The 19,661-nt window shown below is 39.8% G+C and carries 17 protein-coding genes and 1 pseudogene; 2 read left to right on the top strand and 16 right to left on the bottom strand.

Annotated elements, in window-relative coordinates:
• Positions 1-118: 118 nt before the first annotated feature.
• A complete protein-coding gene (locus NST31_RS18770) occupies positions 119-970 on the bottom strand; it encodes a MerR family transcriptional regulator (protein ID WP_339162594.1) in 852 nt (283 codons plus the stop codon).
• Positions 971-1,545: 575 nt separating this feature from the next.
• Complete coding sequence (locus NST31_RS18765) at positions 1,546-1,944, bottom strand: RidA family protein (protein WP_339162592.1); 399 nt, start codon at positions 1,942-1,944, stop codon at positions 1,546-1,548.
• Between the two features lie 827 nt (positions 1,945-2,771).
• Between NST31_RS18765 and NST31_RS18760 the strand changes: the two genes are divergently transcribed.
• Positions 2,772-3,920 carry an MFS transporter gene (locus tag NST31_RS18760; RefSeq protein ID WP_339162591.1) on the top strand — a complete coding sequence of 383 codons (1,149 nt, stop codon included), beginning with the start codon at positions 2,772-2,774 and terminating at the stop codon, positions 3,918-3,920.
• Between the two features lie 459 nt (positions 3,921-4,379).
• Here NST31_RS18760 and NST31_RS18755 read toward each other — a convergent pair whose 3' ends face one another.
• From NST31_RS18755 to NST31_RS18715, 9 genes and pseudogenes are all read right to left on the bottom strand, one after another.
• Positions 4,380-5,000, bottom strand: coding sequence for a MepB family protein (locus NST31_RS18755; RefSeq protein WP_339162589.1), 621 nt, complete (start codon positions 4,998-5,000; stop codon positions 4,380-4,382).
• 310 nt (positions 5,001-5,310) lie between these two features.
• Positions 5,311-5,544: pseudogene (locus tag NST31_RS18750) on the bottom strand (prolipoprotein diacylglyceryl transferase family protein); the annotation flags it as partial.
• 91 nt (positions 5,545-5,635) lie between these two features.
• Positions 5,636-6,394 (bottom strand): ABC transporter permease, encoded by a 759-nt coding sequence (locus NST31_RS18745; RefSeq protein ID WP_077114344.1) that lies wholly within the window; start codon positions 6,392-6,394, stop codon positions 5,636-5,638.
• Positions 6,391-7,140, bottom strand: coding sequence for an ABC transporter permease (locus tag NST31_RS18740; protein WP_339162588.1), 750 nt, complete (start codon positions 7,138-7,140; stop codon positions 6,391-6,393). Before NST31_RS18740 ends, NST31_RS18745 begins: the two co-directional genes overlap by 4 nt.
• Positions 7,137-7,850 (bottom strand): ATP-binding cassette domain-containing protein, encoded by a 714-nt coding sequence (locus NST31_RS18735; RefSeq protein WP_339162586.1) that lies wholly within the window; start codon positions 7,848-7,850, stop codon positions 7,137-7,139. Before NST31_RS18735 ends, NST31_RS18740 begins: the two co-directional genes overlap by 4 nt.
• 92 nt (positions 7,851-7,942) lie before the next feature.
• Positions 7,943-8,956: a HAMP domain-containing sensor histidine kinase gene (locus tag NST31_RS18730; protein WP_339162585.1), complete on the bottom strand. Its 1,014-nt coding sequence runs from the start codon at positions 8,954-8,956 to the stop codon at positions 7,943-7,945.
• Positions 8,953-9,630, bottom strand: a complete 678-nt coding sequence (locus NST31_RS18725) for a response regulator transcription factor (protein WP_077114352.1) — start codon at positions 9,628-9,630, stop codon at positions 8,953-8,955. Before NST31_RS18725 ends, NST31_RS18730 begins: the two co-directional genes overlap by 4 nt.
• A gap of 954 nt (positions 9,631-10,584) precedes the next feature.
• Positions 10,585-12,384, bottom strand: a complete 1,800-nt coding sequence (gene glmS, locus NST31_RS18720; protein ID WP_339162581.1) for a glutamine--fructose-6-phosphate transaminase (isomerizing) — start codon at positions 12,382-12,384, stop codon at positions 10,585-10,587.
• 346 nt (positions 12,385-12,730) lie between these two features.
• Complete coding sequence (locus tag NST31_RS18715) at positions 12,731-13,237, bottom strand: DUF1648 domain-containing protein (protein ID WP_339162579.1); 507 nt, start codon at positions 13,235-13,237, stop codon at positions 12,731-12,733.
• A gap of 126 nt (positions 13,238-13,363) precedes the next feature.
• On the opposite strand from NST31_RS18715, the gene NST31_RS18710 reads away from it, so the two are divergent.
• Complete coding sequence (locus NST31_RS18710; protein WP_205178181.1) at positions 13,364-14,263, top strand: DMT family transporter; 900 nt, start codon at positions 13,364-13,366, stop codon at positions 14,261-14,263.
• A gap of 99 nt (positions 14,264-14,362) precedes the next feature.
• On the opposite strand, the gene NST31_RS18705 is transcribed toward NST31_RS18710, so the two are convergent.
• From NST31_RS18705 to safA, 5 genes are all read right to left on the bottom strand, one after another.
• Positions 14,363-15,118, bottom strand: a complete 756-nt coding sequence (locus NST31_RS18705; RefSeq protein ID WP_339162577.1) for an exodeoxyribonuclease III — start codon at positions 15,116-15,118, stop codon at positions 14,363-14,365.
• 873 nt (positions 15,119-15,991) lie between these two features.
• The gene (locus tag NST31_RS18700) at positions 15,992-16,537 is read right to left on the bottom strand and encodes a BofC C-terminal domain-containing protein (RefSeq protein ID WP_339162575.1); all 546 of its coding nucleotides are present in this window, start codon (positions 16,535-16,537) and stop codon (positions 15,992-15,994) included.
• A 114-nt stretch (positions 16,538-16,651) separates the two neighbouring features.
• Positions 16,652-17,371 (bottom strand): YebC/PmpR family DNA-binding transcriptional regulator, encoded by a 720-nt coding sequence (locus NST31_RS18695; RefSeq protein WP_339162573.1) that lies wholly within the window; start codon positions 17,369-17,371, stop codon positions 16,652-16,654.
• 133 nt (positions 17,372-17,504) lie between these two features.
• On the bottom strand, positions 17,505-18,488 hold the full coding sequence (locus tag NST31_RS18690; RefSeq protein WP_339162571.1) for an aminoglycoside phosphotransferase family protein: 984 nt from the start codon (positions 18,486-18,488) through the stop codon (positions 17,505-17,507).
• On the bottom strand, positions 18,481-19,566 hold the full coding sequence (gene safA, locus NST31_RS18685) for a SafA/ExsA family spore coat assembly protein (RefSeq protein WP_339162569.1): 1,086 nt from the start codon (positions 19,564-19,566) through the stop codon (positions 18,481-18,483). Before safA ends, NST31_RS18690 begins: the two co-directional genes overlap by 8 nt.
• Positions 19,567-19,661: the final 95 nt, after the last annotated feature.

The following is a 19,661-nucleotide window of genomic DNA, read 5'->3' as shown; positions in this document are numbered from 1 at the left end:
CTTGCCTTTTATTCCCGGATATACATCATAATTTTCCCCCTTTATTTCTTTGTCTATATAAAGAATAAACCCTCCAGCAGGTGGAGAGTTTACCCTATTTCTATATAAAAACTGTTGTTTAATGATCTTTCTTGGTAACCCGTACACATATTTTCGTGATAAACTCGGAAGGATGTCTGTTCAAATCTGGTCGGATCTCTCTTATATTAAAATCGGAAGGAACAAGTCCTTTTTCATAGATCTCAAACGCATTCCCTACAGGGGATAAATTCTGTTCGATTAGCCAGCTTCTCAACTTTTCATATCCTGCATCCAACTCTGAATAGGGGCCTTTCACAGTCAGGCATGCGTATGTTCCACCAGCTAACATACTACAACCGTCTATTTTATTCGTTTCTTTTATTGGAATCAGCAGTTCCACATCTGCCTCTTTTTGATATAAGTCTCGTTCGTGAAAAACAGCCATGAGATTACCGATAATCTCCAGATTAAAAGCATAAACTCGATCAAACAACTTCTTAACCAACTGATCAATAAATGTAACGTTTATTTTCTCACGAACCGTATAAACTAGTAGTTCCTTTCGTTTTTCCATAAAACAGTCGGATAAAAGCGGTCCTGGTATGATAGAAGCCTCTTTTTCGATTTGTAGTTTTAATCGATTCATCTCTTCTATTTGCTTGGAAATTTGCTTTTTTTCATCCTCAAGTTCAGTAACCTTATGTTCTAATATGCTTTTCCAGTCTATTTGATCAGAGCTTTCAATCAGTTCCTTAATTGTCGCCAAAGAGAGATGACAGCTTTTTAAAAGCTTAATTTTTTTCAAAGTTTGAATTTTATCATAGTCATAATATCGGTAGTTGGTTACAGGATCTATATAAGAAGGCTTTAGTAATCCAATGTCGCTATAATAACGTAAAGTTTTAACAGGAATATTACATATTTCAGAAAATTTACCTATAGAATACATTTTTTCATCCTTTCAACATATTTTCTTTAGCAAGTAAAAAATGTATGAAATGCAATTAACCATGCCTGCCTTACAAATGCAATAAGAATTCTTTATAACTGAGCTGTCGATGAAAATGATGGGTGAACTGGTCGGAGTTAATATACACACTTGAATAATGATTGTTTTCGGCCGCTTGGCAAACGGCTCCCAACAATCCGCCATTTTTAAATGATCCTCATGTCTCATATAATCAATCTTAACCGCTGCATCCTGTCAAACGTGGATGAACGGGAGTCTACAATTATTTTTGGAAGTTGGCAAGTGTCTTCTTTTTATTTACGCAAAAAGATTTTATCTGCTCGGAAACTCTCTTACAGCTTCTACCTTACATTTAACTCCTTTACTCCACAACTTTTATATTGATCATCGAAGAAGCAATAATAAGTCACAGCCTTTATAAAATAGCTTGATCATTTTCCAACCACTTCCACAATCGAGCCCGTTTGTTTTGAAATTTCTCATAAGAAAAACCATGGAATCATCTGGTTTTAGATGCTCCATGGTTTTGATGAAGTGTGTTAAAGCTTTATATTTTATACTTTGGCTGCCCAAATTTCTATTTCAATTTTTATCTCAGGTAAACCTAGCTCAGAAAGATATCCAATCGTCATTGCCGGATAATCATTGCTAAATAAATGATCCCACTCTGAATCTAAGAAATCCCAATCAATTATCTCAGTAGCCCATATGTTTACTTTTATAATATTTTCAGCATGTAACCCTTCGGATTCCATCACTTTTTTTATATTGGTAAACGTATTACTCACTTGCTCATTCATATTTTGCGGAAATTGCCCATTTTGATCCATACCGACTTGACCTGATGCAACGTATAACTCTGCATTCCTTGGGATTTTTGTGATATGTGTGTAATTCCCCACCGGTGCAGGCATACTTGATGGGTTTTTCCTTGTAACTTTTCTGTTTTCCATTTATTCACCGCCATTTAGAAATTTTCTGCCGTTTTTCTAGAAAATCAAATTTAGACACACTTCACCTGTGGAATGATTTCTAGAAAAAAACAGCAGTAGAGTATCCATATCCAAAAGATAAGAACTTAAGTGATTTTTTCTTCATGGGTGGACACTCCTCTCTCTAAATGACAGCATTCTTTACGTAACTAAAAAAAGAATCTACGGTTTATTGCTAGTTTCAACCTAGCATTGCTTTAATTAGATTTTTATTATCAGGATAAAAAACTTATTCTGTACGAACATATTGTCACATAGAGCAAGGTTTTTATCAAGCTTTATCTTAAATAGTCGCTCTTTGTTTTATTGGTTGAAATAAAGTTTGATTAAAAAAACTTTTTTCACCAGAAAAGAGATTGTCGTTGATGAAATACGAAATACAACACTTCGTGTGCCAGATGTCAAAAAGGCTAAATAGTAAATGATGATTTGAAAAACTAGCTACTGAGTTCAACTATTCAAAACGGTAGAACCCAATTTGATGTTTTTTTATATTTACAAAATCAGCGTTTGTTGCGTACTTTTGATTAACTTTTATTTACATTTATAAACGTCCATATTAAGGGATTTTAAGAACAAGATGTCATTTATGTAAAAATATTCTTGTTTAATAAAAGGGTGTGTGTTAACATTATTTCGAAAATTATATCAAATATTAGGAACTTTTCTAGTAAATCATGACACTGATGGTGTGCACATATTACAGAAGCATCTGCAGAACGATTAATCTATCCAAAATTAGTATATAAGGGGACATTGGACTATCTATAAAGGGGTGATAATGATTCATGCGGCTTCTAGCATTATTTTTGGCTACAGCCAATGCATTCATTCTTCTCTATGCACCTCAGCCCCTGCTACCTATATGGAAGAATGAATTTCAATTATCCATCTCGGCTGTTAGTCATACTATTTCTATCACCATTATCACCTTAGCTATAACCTCTTTTATGTTGGCATCAAAGTTTGATTTGTATAACCGAAAGAAAATTATTTTGTTAGCGAGTATAGCTTTAATTATTCCAAGTGCCATGATTGCCGTATCAGATTCATTCACTACGATCTTATTCTGGAGATTTGCATATGGTTTATTTATACCTGGTGTAACGGCTGTCATGATGGCTTATGCCTCAGAAGAGTTTCCAGCGAAACATCGAGGTAAAATCATGGGTATCTATGTAAGTGCGAATGTCGGAGGAGGATTATTAGGTAGGGTTATTTCTGGCCCAATAGCAGATCTCTTTTCCTGGAAAGCTGTTTTTGGATGTATGGCTGCGCTCTCTGCTGTTGTAGCTTTTCTTGTATGGATATATCTGCCCAATCCTAAAAATCAAACAAAAAAGAATAATGATAGTGCTCTTATTCACTTTAAAAACCCCACCTTAGTTGGAACATTCGCTATTGGTTTTGCACAATTCTTTGCATTTATTAGTTTCTTTACTTATATTCCGTTTTATGTGAGTGGAGCACCTTTTCACCTAACTGTTACGGAAGTTTCTTTATTATATTTAACTTATGCGTTTGGATTATTATCAGCACCAATATCAGGATATATATCAGATAAAATTGGAAGAAGATGGACGATGGCTAATGGGCATATAATCGCAGTTATAGGAATATTGTTAACCCTTTTCGGGACATTGCCAACAATTATTATCGGTGCTTCTTTATTAGCTTTTGGAAACTTCGCATCACAATCAGCTACTACAGCTTTTGTTACTGATATTGCAACAACATCTCGTGGAGCGGCTACTTCCCTTTACTTATTCTTTTTCTATCTAGGCGGAAGTCTCGGTTCTTGGATTCCAGGTATTATCTGGGATGAATTTGCATGGAACGGCGTTGTTCTTTCTACAACAGGTACAATTTGTATAGCGTTAATAATAAACGCCTCCCTAACAAAGAAGTCTTCATCTCATCAAAACATTTCTGCGTAATAAAAAATAATTACTTTTATGTAAAAAGACTGGGGAAATTCGCAGTCTTTTTACGTAGACTAAATCTATTCCAAAATCAAACCCAAGCATGGATCAATCTTTTTTCCAAAATGCTTGGGTTTCTTCTACCCTTGGCTGTTATTTCCTTTGATGAACATGAATTTCACTCCCGCTTGTCATATTCATAACGTAAAACTTCATTCAGTAGGCGTTTTCTTCCATCTCCTACTGAATGTTAGTTGAACGAATCGGGCATTTAGGTGCCGTTTTCTCCTTATGTATCTACTCAGGTCTTGAAGTGGGAGTCTTACGGCACCTTACAAGCGGGATAAACGGAGGCAAAAACATTTCCTTCTTAAATGTGCCTTAACACATTTAAATTTTATTAATGACTTTGCCAAGTTTTGCTTTTTCGTCATTGGTTGTTTCGTTTTCTAACTCAACAACAACTTTTATATGTTAAAGATTAAAAAGTTTACGTATGTTTTCTTTGTCAATAGCCACATGTGGCCCAAAAGAAAAAAAGTAACGGAGTTGCCATTGTTGTGTCTTCAGAGCCTGTTTGCTCGCAGGTTCAGTCCACGGCGGATAGACTCGAAAAGCCGTTTTTCCTTTCTTGCCATTATGAGACATAATTCCCTTTTCGATGAGTATTTTTCTATCAAAAACAAACTGGCCTTGGTTTTGTGAACTGCTTACACCTATAACGACAAAATCTACACTATCCGTGCTGTCAAATGGGAGAATTATATCTATAGGTCGTTTCCATATGGTTACGAACTGACCTATTTTAACTGGTGTTGTCTTTGCTTCGCGAAAAACGATATCTTTCCCTTCCAGTCCAAAACGGCAAGCACCATACTCAGCACTTTCTGGTTCTCGAATAACCTTACTCGTCACTGTCATTCCACTAGCTTCATAAACTTTCATAGCCATTTCCATGTGATGCGGCAAAATATTTGTTTCTGGATCAACAATTTGCTGCCCGGACTCCAATCTAATTTCCGATTTGTGAGTAGTCATATACCCTTCCTTTCTATGGAAACTATACATATTTCTTTGCGTTGTAAAATTATCCATCGAATACCAGTCTAGCACAATTACCTATTTTGCAAGTTTGAAATTTTTAATAAGTGAATTTAGCTTACTCAAAAGTTCAATTTTTGCCTTATCATCTAACCCAGTTAGCGGCTCGTCTAATAGTAATAATAGGAGATGGAAAAAACTCCCAATACATGAAATTTCACTTTATGTGCCTCAAATATTTTCATGAATAACCTCTTCCATTTTCCTATAAGTTACTTACGGAAATTCTCTTGCAAATTAGAGAGCTATTACCCTGAGTTCTGACTCTCAATTTTATTCGAAAACAATTCCAGACTTTTTAAATTCAGGATCCGTTATCTAAATAACGAACATGCGCATAGCCCTTTATCCTTCTAAATGTTAAATAAGCAAAATTGAAATTGTTTGCGCCATTTTTAGATGCTCTGTAAGCATTAAGTTATCTGTCCGTAGAGCCTCGATAAAAAAAAGCGAGCGATTGAATACCAAATAACATAAAATAGAAAAGCTCATTACGCCGTAGATTTACTTTTCTTAATACAAGCAAAATAGCAAAACCTATAAACAAAACTTCCATCAGTGGGGGGTTCCCTCCCCTAGATTCTCTATAAATCAATTTCTTTATTTTGTCTAAATGATAAAACCTAAACTTAGGCATCTCGTTTACGGTAAAATACAATAGCTACTGTAATAAATATCAGTGTCCATAACATGAAGATACCTGTTCCTTTCATTGGTGTAAGGATATTTATTTCATTAGAGGTAGGCGGCATGTACATATAATATCCTGCCGTATCCGGAAAAACATTTTTAATACGGGGTAGAAAATCTCTCAATAATGGACTGACAATGAAATAATGACCAAGCAGGACCACTAGAGCAGGAGTGGTTCGTCTGAGTAGAGCTCCGATAGCCGCACTGAGAAGGGTGGTTAATGTTAGATAGCCTGTTGCACCTGCTAAAGTTTTGATCATAGCGTCTATTTCAATCACGAATGCTGTGTCTCTTATCATCATAAAAGCATATAGTACGCCTGAGGCAGCAATGATAAACGCCATAGGAATGGTTACAATTGCCAAAGCTAAGAGCTTCATGGATAATTGAAACCCACGCCAAGGAATCGTAGTTAACGTAGTTCGAATCTGTCCACCCGTATACTCCGAACAAGTAGCTAAGATACCAAGAATAATGAACCCTGCTTGAAGATATCCCATAGAAGCAAGTCCTATATTCAGTATACTTTGCGTTCCTGCTGCCCCTTGTGGACCAGCAGAAGTAAAAGCTGCTGCTAAAACTACATTTAGAATGAATGTACCCATAAGAGTGCGCCATACCAACGGTAATGTAACTAATTTATCCAGTTCAGCACCAAGGATTCGTGTTATCTTTCTACTGGAAGAGGCACTCATGATGCAACGTCCCTCCTATGGAATACAATGGCGGCTACAATGAAAAGAACGGCTACCCAAGCAAACATGATGAAACCACCTGTGAATGGGGTGTGAAAGCTGTCGCTCCTAAACATAAACATATCAAGGCCAGCCATGTCTGGTAAGTAAAACGCTAATTCTGTAACCTTAGTAAGGAGGTAAGAGACTGTCACAACAGATGAATTTATCATGAGCACAGCAAGCGGGATAATCCCATTCTTAGTTAGAACCGTAATTCCAAATGCCAAAAGAGCGGTAAATACCCAGTAACAAACCGCGCCGACCAGTCTAGATGCTTCAAATGCAGGGGCGTATTCACCAAGAATAAGATTTGTTGCCAATACAGTTGTTAGAATAGCAACAATGGAAAGCAGTATGCTGATCACTGTCACAGCACTTGCTTTTGCCAGCAAAAAGTGGAAACGGGATGAAACAACGGTTAAACTCGTTGTAATCTGATTCCCTCCACCAGATTCACTGCTCTCTGTCAAATACTCACTGCTGACAGCAAGCACACCAAGAATAATGATACCTTGCACACCAAGACCTAATCCAATATAGCCAACTTCTGATAGTCGTGTGCTTACTCCAGCTACAATATCCTCTTTTTCTACTATACTGTCCAAGGCAGCAATGACCGCTGGGGCAAATGCTCCAATAAGAAAGGCAAGCCAAATGCCCGGCAGGGAAAACAATTTAGATAGTTCCGCGTTGAATGCCCTCATACAACATCACCTGCATATTTAGATGTCAGGGCAAAAAAGGCTTCCTCCAGCGTGGAATGGTTACCTATTACTTCTTCCAATGTTCCATCTGCAACGACTTTTCCATGATTAATAATCACAACATCATCAACAGTCTCTGCAAGCTCACCCATTAGATGACTGGATAGTAACACCGTTTTACCAGACGCAGCACGTTCACGTAAAAATGTCCGAATCCAACGAATCCCTTCTGGGTCGAGCCCATTTACAGGTTCATCTAAAACTAATATTTTTGGATCCCCAAGTAGTGCAGCCGCCATTCCAAGTCTTCTTCCCATGCCAAGGGAATAACTCCCAACTCTTTTCCCAGCTGCATTCGTAAGACCTACGATTTCCAGAACTTCCTCGACACGTGACCGAGACAACCCTGCGGCACGAGCAATCCAACGCAAATGTGCCCGTCCTGTTCGCATACGATGAGCTCCAAATCCATCAAGTGCGGCACCTACTGTTGTTAGAGGATTCTGTAATTCTGCAAATGGCACTCCATTAATGAGTGCACTCCCTGAGGTGGCACGATCTAATCCAAGCAGGATGCGAAGTGTAGAACTTTTCCCTGCCCCATTTGGACCTAAAAAGCCAGTTACTCTTCCGGGTCTGGCTTTAAAACTGACACCTGATAAGATTTCTTGATTGCCGCGTTGTTTGACTAAGTTATGAATTGTAAGCAACCATAACACTTCCTTTCTGTTATGGTTCTCATTATAAAGAAGCAAAGTTACATCTTGGTTATCATGTTGTTTACTTCTGGGTTAACTTTAAATTAAGCTCTGCCAATAGCTACTTTTGTGCCATTTTCAGTTGATGTAAAATCAGCTTTCAGCTTCATTTTTTTCAACATATAATTTGAAGCCGATAAACCAATTCCCGCTCCACGCTCATAGGATGAGTGATCCATGCCTGGACCTCTGTCTGCAACAATGATCTGTTCTTTTTCTACATCAACTACAATGTTGGCATACTTTCCCTCTGCTGCATGGCGAAGAATATTCTGAAATAAATTATCCAGAACTCGTGTCATCCATGTAGGATCTACTTCCCAATAAAAAGTCTTCTCTGTCGGTAAATCAACATCAAACTGAATTTCTTTTTCTTCAAATGCAGGATACCACGCAGCAACAGATGCTCTTACTAAACGTCCAATATCTGTTGGTGTCGGCCCAAAAGGATATTTTCCTGATGTAAGCAATGTATAGGAAAGCAAATCATCCATTAGATCTCCGATTCTTGTAATCGTATGGTTCATCTCTGTTAACGAATTTTGTGCTTCTAAACTCATGGATTCTTTATTTAATTTGGTGATATGGCCCCTCAAAATAGTAAGTGGCGTTCGTAAGTCGTGAGATAAATTCGCAATCAGTCGATGTCGTAATAATTCCTCTTCATATTCTCGCTTGCGGCTATCTTCAAGCTGCTGAATCATCCAATTAAAAGAACTTCCTAATTGGTCTATTTCATCCATACGATCCGTTTGAACAGCTATTGGTGTAGGAAATGTGTTGTGATTAGCTGAAAATGACATAACTTCCTGTAAGCGGGTGAGGCGTTTACGGAGTCTCACGAAGAACAGCCCAGACATTACAACAAATGCGACAATAATAAAACCCAACAAGAGTAGTGTAATGTAAAATTGATGTAAGGTATTGATATTCAAATCTTCTTCATTGATAGAAACCCCAAAGGACGCAAAGAAGAAAATAAGCACAAGTGAAGGAAAAAAGATAAATAGAAAATGTCCTTTTAGAAAGCGACGAAATAATGATCTTGTCTGTTTCATAGTTTCACCCGATAGCCTATTCCCTTCAACGTTTCAATAATCTCTGGGGAATCTGGATGACGCTCCAATTTTTGCCGCAGTCGATGGATATGCACCATTAATGTTTTATCACCAGTTATGTAGGGTTCGTTCCAAATCGCTTCATAAATTTGTTCTTTTGGTAAAACTCGATTAGGGTGTCGTAAGAAGTACATTAAAATTTGATGTTGTTTCCCTGTCAATATAATTTCTTCTCCTGTGTACTTGTCATATACCATTTGGACTTCTGGATCTACTTCAATATGATTTCCTAATGCAATTCGTTCGGAATGTATACCACCACTTCGACGGATTAATACTTCTAATCTTGCAACTAATTCATCTGTATGGAATGGTTTCGTTAAATAGTCATCCGCAAATTGTAAACCATCCACCTTATCATCTATAGATGTTCTAGCAGATAACAGCAATATTGGAACAGCAGGTGCTGCCTTTTTTAATCGTTTTCCCACAGTAAATCCGTCTAAACCAGGTAACATAATATCCAAAATAATGATTTCATACAGATTTACTTCTTTTTCGGCTCCTTCACCAGAAAGCAGCCACTGAACTGAAAATCCTCGCTGTTCCAATTCTTCTTTTACCCAACTGCCTATTTTCTCATTATCTTCAATATATAATACTTTTCTTTTCAAGTAGCATCCCCCTCTCTGAACATTTTTCTATAAAATTCCTGAACCCTTAATACGCCTATACTTTCATTGAACAATATCCGAATATAAATATCCATTTTTTTTAGAAATACTTTCCATTAAAAGCCCGATTGTGGAAGAACACTAATTTTATAGAAATTTGTTAAATGAACTTGTTTAACAATATTTCTCTCCTATGACGAATACCTTTAGAACTATACTTCGCCTTCATTACAATAACATCCTGATTTTCAATAATCTTTAATGATTTACTCGTCCAAGCGCCATTGTCATTAATAAGATTCACAAGTAATTTATTATAAAGTGAAACTTCATTCAGTAGGCGTTTTCTTCCATCCCTACTGAATGTTAGTTGAACGAATCGGGCAATTAGGTGTCATTTTCTCCCGCTTAGACCTTTTGTATCAACTCAAGTCTTGAAGTGGTGTATACGGCACCTTACAGGCGGGATAAAAAGTCCGTTGTCATAACAATTGATCGCCTGTTTTTGGATCTCTAGGTGTTTAATCCCAAGCTCTTCAGCAATGATAATCGTCTCCTCTTGTGGTAATAAAGGAAATTGTTCGCGAATACCCAAAAACATCAGAAAATTCAGTCAAATGAAAGTAGTTTCGCTCCAAATATCCGATAAAAACTCATGTTGTCTGCCGGTTTTTATACCTTTTAACCTTGTAAACCGACCTAATGAGGAAACATCTTGAATTCTGATAATCTGCCCCACTGCCAGTTCCTCGACCCTCTTTAATCCACTTATCAATTTTAGATGTTCTTTTTCATTTCGACACAAAAACACCCCTCTAGATAATCATATCCAAAGGGGAAAAGCTTCGCAACTTTTTTATAAACGTTACGACTTTATTTTAAAGATGCATCTTTTTTATAAACATCGCAACTTAATTTTTAATTTACACAGATTCTATTCAAACAAACTCCCCCTCATTCCACCGTTACACTTTTTGCTAAATTTCTCGGTTTATCAACGTCACATCCGCGGTGTAGCGCCGCATAGTAGGCGATCAGTTGCAGCGGAATGACGGAGATGAGCGGAGTGAGCAGTTCATGGACATGAGGCAGTACGTAGCGGTCTCCCGCTGTATCAAGGCCTTTCATGGAAATGATGCATGCGTGGGCGCCGCGTGTCTCCACTTCCTTGACGTTTGCCCGAATGCTTCCGTTAACATTGGTCTGGGTTGCCAATGCGATGACGGGGGTTCCTTTTTCAATCAGGGCAATGGTGCCGTGTTTTAATTCTCCCCCGGCAAATCCTTCTGCCTGAATGTAGGAGATCTCTTTCAGCTTTAGCGCTCCTTCTAACCCGACAAAATAGTCGATGGAACGGCCAATGAAAAAGCAGTTGATAGTCGCGGGCAAATATTCAGCCGCAATTTGCTCGAACGCTTCTTTGGCGTCACATAATGTATCCATCGCGCTGGCGGCGATCCCCAGTTCTTTGACTAAGTCAAGGTCCGTAGGTACTCTTTTGGCAGCCCCGGCTACGGATGCCAAAATCGCAAGGACGGCAATCTGGGCTGTGTATGCTTTTGTGGAAGCGACGGCAATTTCCGGTCCGGCATGTAAAAGCAGTGTATCATCCGCTTCTCTTGAAAGGGTGGAGCCAGGCACATTCGTGATCGTGAGTGCGCGGTACCCCATTTCCTTCACTTTCACCAATACTGCTCTGCTGTCTGCTGTTTCTCCGCTCTGGGAAATGAAAATAAATAATGGTCTTTTGGAAAGCAAAGGCATATTGTAGCCAAATTCACTGGCGAGATGGACTTCCACCGGAATTTCCGCCAGCTTTTCAATAAGCTGTTTTCCAAACAATCCCGCATGATAGCTTGTTCCGCATGCCACAATATAAATTCGGTCGGCTTTCAGCATGGCATTTGTGATTTCCTCATTGATCTGTAGACGGCCGTTCTCATCCTGGTACGCTTGAATGATTTTTCTCATGACAAGTGGCTGTTCATCTATCTCTTTCAACATGAAATGCGGATACGTTCCTTTTTCGATATCTGTCATGTCAAGCTCCGCTTTGTAAGGCTCCCTGATGATGACTTCGCCTTGCAAATTATAAATGTCTGCACGATCTTTTTTCACAATAGCGATTTCCTTATCCAACAGTTCAACGAATTGATTTGTGACATGAATCATTGCCATGGCATCACTGGCAACAACTTGAAAGTCTTCTCCGACTCCGATCAACAACGGGCTTTTATTTTTTGCCGCAAAGATAACTCCCGGTGTTTCAATATCCAGCATCGCTATTGCATATGATCCGTTGAGCAAACGCAGCGTTTCACGAAAAGCTTCTTCCGCCTCCATCGTTTGGGAAAACTTTTCTACCAATTGAACGATGACTTCTGTGTCTGTTTCACTTTGAAGCGTCACATCACGTAAATAGGCTGATTTCAGTTCCGACTCGTTTTCAATGACCCCGTTATGAACCAAAGTAAATCGGCCTGACGCACTTTGATGAGGGTGGGCATTCCTTTTGCTGGGCGATCCGTGGGTTGCCCAGCGCGTATGCCCGATTCCTGACCGAGCACTAATATTTCCGTCCACTGCATTTCTGAGGTCTGCTATCCGTCCTTCTTCTTTAAAAACATGAATGCCGTCTTGATTCTCAACAGCGATTCCTGCCGAATCATAGCCGCGGTATTCAAGCTTTTCCAAGCCTTTTAATAAAATTTCCTTCGCATCATTTGTCCCAATATAACCTGTAATTCCGCACATTGTCTTTCCTCCAGTAAAAGGAGGGCAAGCAGCACGAGGGCATACTTGCCCTCTTTTTTCATTTTCTCGACCACATTTTCTTTCCTTTGTCCATCGAGTCGCCTCGATGCTTTCGAAAAGAAAATTCGACTGTGTGCCGCAGCCGGGAGGCATCCGCCGAACGTTCGATAAACCTCCTCCTCGTCAACTAGCGAGCTTATCAACCAACTTTCACTAGTTCTGGCGCTTATATAAAAAACCCCTATGCTCCTTTCCATTTAAAGTAAAGTGAAACATGAATATCATACTATATTCTTTTTTTGACGGTCAACCTATTACTAGATTTATATCTAAATTTTTTTATGCATTATTTGATCTTTCTTTGCTTCAATAGCCCTGCCGCGATGGGGGTTAATAACAGGATGACCGCCACCGGCAAAAACCACACTCCAAATTCGCCGCTCCACCCCAGTGCGATGGATACTGATTCAAATGTGATGAGCACAAAAATAATTAGGCATACGTTTTTTATTTGATTGACCATCTTTCGGCTTAATAAGTAAAATTGTTTCGCATTGGATTCGTTTAAGCGTTCGGGATAATTATGAAGTTCCGGTCTTTTTTCGAAAAATCGCATGAATACAATGATGAATGCGCCCATCCCCGGCAAAATAAGCAATTTGGATTTAGAGCCCCAACGATCCACTTCACCAAGAGCATTATAATGTGCGGGCACTTTGTCGGGAAGTTGATTCCAGATGAAAATGAGTAAAAGAATGGAAGCCATATAAAGTGAACATCCGATAATATCCCAGAACCATTCACTCTTTGTTTTCGGTATCTTTAACTTGGGTCGTTCCCATGAATTTGACATTAGATCACTCCACAAAAAACTTTTATACACATTTTTATTGTCACTGAAATAAAAAACAGCGGTTATGAGTTATGATATAGATATGCTTTTAAGACAGAATCGTTGTTATGAGTTAGGAGGTTTCATATGAACAAAAAGGCGTTTTGGATAGCAACTTTCACGATTATCATATGGTCGTCGGGCTTTGCCGCTGTTAGAGCCAGCTTACTCGGAGGATATACCCCTTCCCACCTTGTGCTTCTCCGCTTTTTGATCGCTTCCGGTGTTTTTTTATTATATGCTTTATGGCCGAGTGTTCATATAAAGTTGCCGGCAAAAAAGGACATTCCGCGCATTATTTTTCTTGGCTTCATGGGGATCAGCGTGTACCAAATCGGATTCACATTTGGCGTCCAAACGGTTTCCGCAGGCACCGCCAGTATGATCATCGGTTCAGCACCCATTTTTACATCAATTCTCGCCGTTATCATTTTAAAAGAAAAAATGGATTTGTTTGGCTGGATCGGCTTGGGGATAGGGTTTATCGGAATCATTTTAATTACTATCGGAACATCAGGAGCTTCTTTTACAATTTCCAAGGGTACTATTTATATTTTGATCAGCACGATCGCCACGTCCATCTTTTTCGTTTATCAAAAACCGCTACTGGCGAAATATCATCCGATTGATTTAACGGCATATTTTACGTGGGCCGGAACGCTACCCATGCTTTTCTTTATGCCCGGGTTATGGGAAAACATTCAAAATGCCGACTTCGGCGCTCATGTATCTGCTCTTTATGTTGGTATTTTCCCTGCAGCGATCGCGTACGCAACGTGGGCCATCGCCTTGTCCGCAGGAAATGCCACGACCATTTCCAGCATGCTTTATCTGGAACCGGCGCTCGCCATCATCATCGCGTGGTTATGGTTGAACGAATGGCCCAATACTCTCTCCCTGATTGGAGGAGCCATTGCCCTCACAAGTGTATTTGTAGTAAATTTTGTAGGAAAAAAGCGATACATAACCAAAAAGAAACTTGAGTAATGAACGAGCTTCCAGCATGATGTGCCTCCAAAAGTTAGATTACCAATTCTAACTTTTGGAGTTCAGCACAAAATGGGGGAGTCTTTTTTGAGAAATTATTCATATGTTGATCTCCAAGGCAACCGGACAATGATCACTGCCCATTACGTCACAATGAATATATGAATCTAGCAATCGTTCTTGCAACTTTTGTGAAACGATAAAATAATCGATCCGCCATCCAATATTCCTTTCCCTTACCTTGTTCATGTATGACCACCATGTATAAGCGCCTTCCTTATCTGGATAAAAGTGGCGGAACGCATCAATAAAGCCATGTTCAAGCAATCTGGAAAATTTCCCCCGTTCCTCTTCTGTAAATCCCGAGTTTCCCCTGTTCGACTTGAAGTTTTTTAAATCGATGTCTTGATGGGCCACATTGAGGTCACCACATAAAATGACCGGTTTTTGGCGATCTAATTCTTTTACATATACAAGCATGCGGTCCTCCCAATCCAAACGGTAAGGTAAGCGGGCCAAATCCCTTTGCGCATTGGGCGTATACACATTAACTAGGAAAAAATCCGCGAATTCCAACGTAATGATCCGGCCTTCTTCCTCAACGTCAGAATCACCAACCCCATATTTGACAGAGATCGGTTTGTGTTTGGTAAATACGGCTGTTCCGGAGTAGCCTTTCTTCACCGCATAGTTCCAATATTGTTCATACCCTTTCAGTTCCAAGTCAATTTGTCCAGCTTGCAGCTTTGTTTCCTGGACGCAAAAAATATCGGCATCCACTTGATGAAAGTAATCGAGAAAACCTTTACGTATGCAAGCTCTTAATCCATTGACGTTCCAAGATACAAGTTTCATCCCGTCATTTTCTCCTCTATTGCTATTCTCTCTACCTATTTTGCCACTGTTTTTATCAGTAAACAAGCAGCGCAAAACTTTGGTATGGGAGACGATACATTTTCATACAACAAAAGCGCCACCGCTACCCCATTAAAGGAACTGGGACACAACTAAATCTGCTGATGAAAAAACGAACAATAAAGTGAAACTTCATTCAGTAAGGCTCCTTTAGTTGAACCAATCGGGCATTTAGGTGCCGTTTTCACACACTTAGGCCTTTTGTATTCACTCAAGATTTTGAAGCGGGAGTCCTACGGCACCTTACATGCCGGGTAAAGTGAAACTTCATTCAGTAGGGCTCCTACTGAATGTTAGTTAAACCAATCGGGCATTTAGGTGCCGTTTCTCCCACTTAGCCCTTTTGTATTCACTCAAAATTTTGAAGTAGGAGTCTTACGGAACCTTACATGCGGGATAAAGTGAAACTTCATTCAGTAGGAATTTTTTCCACCTCCTACTGAATGTTAGTTGAACCAATCGGGCATTTAGATGCCGTTTCTCCCACTTAGACCTCTTGTATTCACTCAAAATTTTGAAGTGGGAGTCTTACGGAACCTTACATGCCGGGTAAATTGTCCTAGTGTATAATACGCAATCTTTTAGCGTAGTCAAAATAGGTAGTCTCCTGCGGGAATAGCTCGAGCTGAAGCTGTGCCCGCAGGAAAGCGAAATATGTTGACGTAGCGATGATAGGGATTTTTTAACACAAATAGGGGCATGTAAAAATGAAATAAACCGCATGGAATCAAGTTTAAAACCTTGATTTCACGCGATTTTATTCTCACGATCTTTATGAATATGAATCAGCTTTCAACCTATGTCCCAGCCTGTTTACAATTCCTTTTTAACTTCATATTTCTTCATTGTTTCAACAACCTTCTCAAAGTCCTTTTTTGATTTTACCGGTATTCCTTGTAGCAACTCCTGATGTTGTTTGCTTTCCAATTTTTTCACATCAATTTGAAAAAATGATTGGATAATATCCGACTCCTCCGGCTTTCCATTGAAAATGGATAATGTGCCGTCTTCCGTAATGCCAAAATATCCGTTCATTTTTGACAAAGGTGAGATGTCATTCACTTTCTTTTCAAAAACAAGATAGTCTTCACTCATATCGACCAGCCGCCATTTTTCATACTTTGCCCAAAAGTCTTCGAGGGCCCATATTGTTTCAGTAAGCGTCTCTTCGCTTTCTTCTCCGTCAATATATACTCTTTTTAACTTGATGGTCAGTTCTAAGGGCTTTTCCGGAATCAGCAATTCCTTCTCTTCACTGGCTTGTACATGACTGGGTGATTGGTTGAGATCAACAATGAAAAAGCTGCCGCAGCAAATCATCGTGAAGGCTAATACAGCTTTCATTACAACACTCATCATGAATCACCTCAAGTTCTTAGTTCATTTTATACATATAGTGTGACCATACTTTTACATGATTATCCAATAAAAAAAAGCTTTTCCAAAAGAATTGCTCTTTTGGGAAAGCTTTGTTTAGTTATGGTATACTTCTTGAACATCATCATCGTCTTCAAGCATGTCGATAAGGTTTTCCAGCTTTTCTTCCTGCTCTTCCGTTAATGACGCATCGGTTTGTGGAACCATTGTCATTTCAGCCGTCATAAATTCAAAGCCGGCCTCTTCGAGACTTTCTTTTACATCCATGAAATTTTCCGGTTCTGTATATATTTCGAAGGCCTCATCGCTCGTTTCCATATCTTCCGCTCCAGCTTCGATTACCTGCAGCAACAGTTCTTCCTCATCTAAGTCATCATAGTTGCTCCTGTCGATCACCAAGTATCCTTTCCGGTTAAACATATAGGAAACACAACCGGTTTCGCCGAGATTTCCGCCATTTTTTGTAAAAGCGTGGCGGACGTTTGAAGCGGTCCTGTTTTTATTGTCGGTCAAACACACCACCATGACCGCTGCACCGCCGGGCCCGTATCCTTCATAAATAATTTCTTCGTACTGTTCCGCATTTTGGCTGCCAGTGGCTTTGTCAATTGCACGCTTTATATTGTCATTCGGCATATTTGCCGATTTTGCTTTATCCACGACAAGCCGTAGCGCCGGGTTTGTATCCGGATCGACCCCGCCACTTTTGGCCGCGACGTACAGTTCTTTGGCAAGCTTTTGAAATATCTTGCCGCGCTTTGCATCTTGTGCATTTTTTCTGCGTTGAATATTTTTCCATTTGGAATGTCCTGCCATTTAAAATCCCCCTATCCTTTCACCTGTACTTAATCATATATTGAATCATCTTTTCTTGGCAAATAAGAAATTTTGGAATACCGCCCGAAAATATTTTACACTTTGAGCGAAACTGTTTGCAATCCAAAACTAGTTACAGACCGTTTTTCACCTTTGCCATCACGGCTTTCATAAATTGCATTCGCTTTTTGTACTGTTTGAACGTAATGGTTTCTAAATGATGCCTTCGATTGGTTCTTTCTTTTTTCCTGCTATTCATATAATAAATCCATTCACGGAATATATCGGTTGGATATACGAGAGCAGCCAAAAACGGGGGATCGTTTTGATAACGATTGATTTCCATATAGTCGGAAAATAGCCGCTCGCTTGACCATTGAAGCGACGGCAAAATGCGATTGCAAAATTGAAGAAGATCTATGTGGCTCGGCCCGATGCTGATCAGGTCAAAATCTATTAAGTATAAGGAGCCGTCAGCTTTTCTTATAAAATTGTGGTGTGCAACGTCACCATGTAATATACAATACGGCCCCTCCAAGAAATAATCCGCATGGCGCTTCAAGAATTGAATGGCCCACTCCCCTGCAAACATGTAATGCTCCATATACGGGTAAAGGCTTGTATCTTCATAAGAACCCATTTTCTTTTTAAAATCCAGCAACCGTCTATCCCATTTTTTTAGTTGATCAAACAAAGCAAGATGGGGTGTAAACTGATCGGTAAATCGGGCTGTAGTAGCATGAAAATGAGAAAGAAGCGCGAGGGCGTCCTTTCGGCAGCGGGCGCTTCCATAGTGAAATGGTTCATCTTGCTTTTGTTCAATATGCCGGATTAAACCAAATACGCGACCATCAAAATAGATCGCCCCGATAGGATGAAAATCGTACGTATTCTGAAAGCCGTTTTCAAATAAATAATGAGTCAAACGGATTTGGGTATGCAACTTTTTTCGCGCGGCAAACTCCTTGACTATCCACCGTTCTTTTTCTGATTGTATGAGCCAAACCCCTTTTTTGACGTGAAAAATATGACGAAAATGGTGGCCAACTACCTTTTTTATATAAAGAAGGAGACGGTTTTCAAATCCGTCTCTCTTTCGTTTCGCTTGATTATTCATTTTCTTCTCCGGCTTCATCTCTTGGCATCTCGAATTGTCCCATTCCTCCCGGCATTGGCTGTGCGTATGGGTAAGACTGCCCCCCTCCATAAGGAGCGGCCATCGGGGTCCCATATGGTGCTGCCATCTGGGCACCGTATGGTGCAGCCGGCATCGCAGGGTATCCTCCATAAGGTTGTGTATATCCTTGCATTGGCATTCCCTGTGGCGGATCATCGTTATCATCATCCCAATCCATTCCATGCATGACATGACCGTGATGATATCCTTGATGATGATGACCGTGGTGATGATGCATGAATGGGCTTGATGAGCTGGAAGATTCGTCACCCCAATACTGCTGCGGCATCTCGTATTCCACTGCAGGCATCACTTGTGGCATTTGGCCATACATTGGCATTTGTCCGTACATCGGCATCTGACCGTACATCGGCATCTGGCCATACATCGGCATCTGACCGTACATCGTTTGCGGATAAGCCATTGCCCCTTGCACTTGCGGCATCATTGAATGCGGATACGGGTAACATGGATCACACACGGGCATAACCGGGTAGCAATAAGAATACATAGGCTGAGTATAACCTCCTTGTACAGGCATCACGGGCATTTCTATAGATTCTTCATGATGTACATGCTCTTTTTCTTTTACTGCTTGCTGAACTTGGGCCTGCGTTTGGCTCATATTCATCATATAATAATTATTAACATCAATCTCCGGCAACGGCTGCGGCATTACTGGCTGATATATTTTGTGCGGTTTTTCTTTCGGCACTTCTTTAATCACCTCTTTTTTTGGTGGTTGTGCTTTTTTTGGCGGTTGTGCTTTTTTGGGTGGTTGTGCTTTTTTGGGCGGATGTGCTTTTTTTGGCACTTCTTTATGCCCATGCATTTGATGGTGATGCATTTCTTTTTTTACTGCAGCACCTCCTGCTGGCACCTTTATTTTCATACCGGGCATAATCATATCAGGGTTGGACAACTGTGCATTCATTTTTTTTAACTCTTCGAAATCCACGCCGTATTTTTGCGCGATCTTCCAAAGCGTGTCGCCCTTTTGAACGATATGAATCTTCACTAATTTCCCCTCCTCTTGCATACGTCCATATAGTGTATGATTGTGTGGGCAAATTGTTATTTTTTCCTCTTCAAAATACATATGAAATAATGAAA

The organism is Siminovitchia sp. FSL W7-1587, from assembly GCF_037963795.1.
Taxonomy (GTDB): domain Bacteria; phylum Bacillota; class Bacilli; order Bacillales; family Bacillaceae_C; genus Siminovitchia; species Siminovitchia thermophila.
The sequence above is the reverse complement of the archived record's forward strand: the minus strand, read 5'-3'. Positions and strand labels throughout refer to the sequence as shown.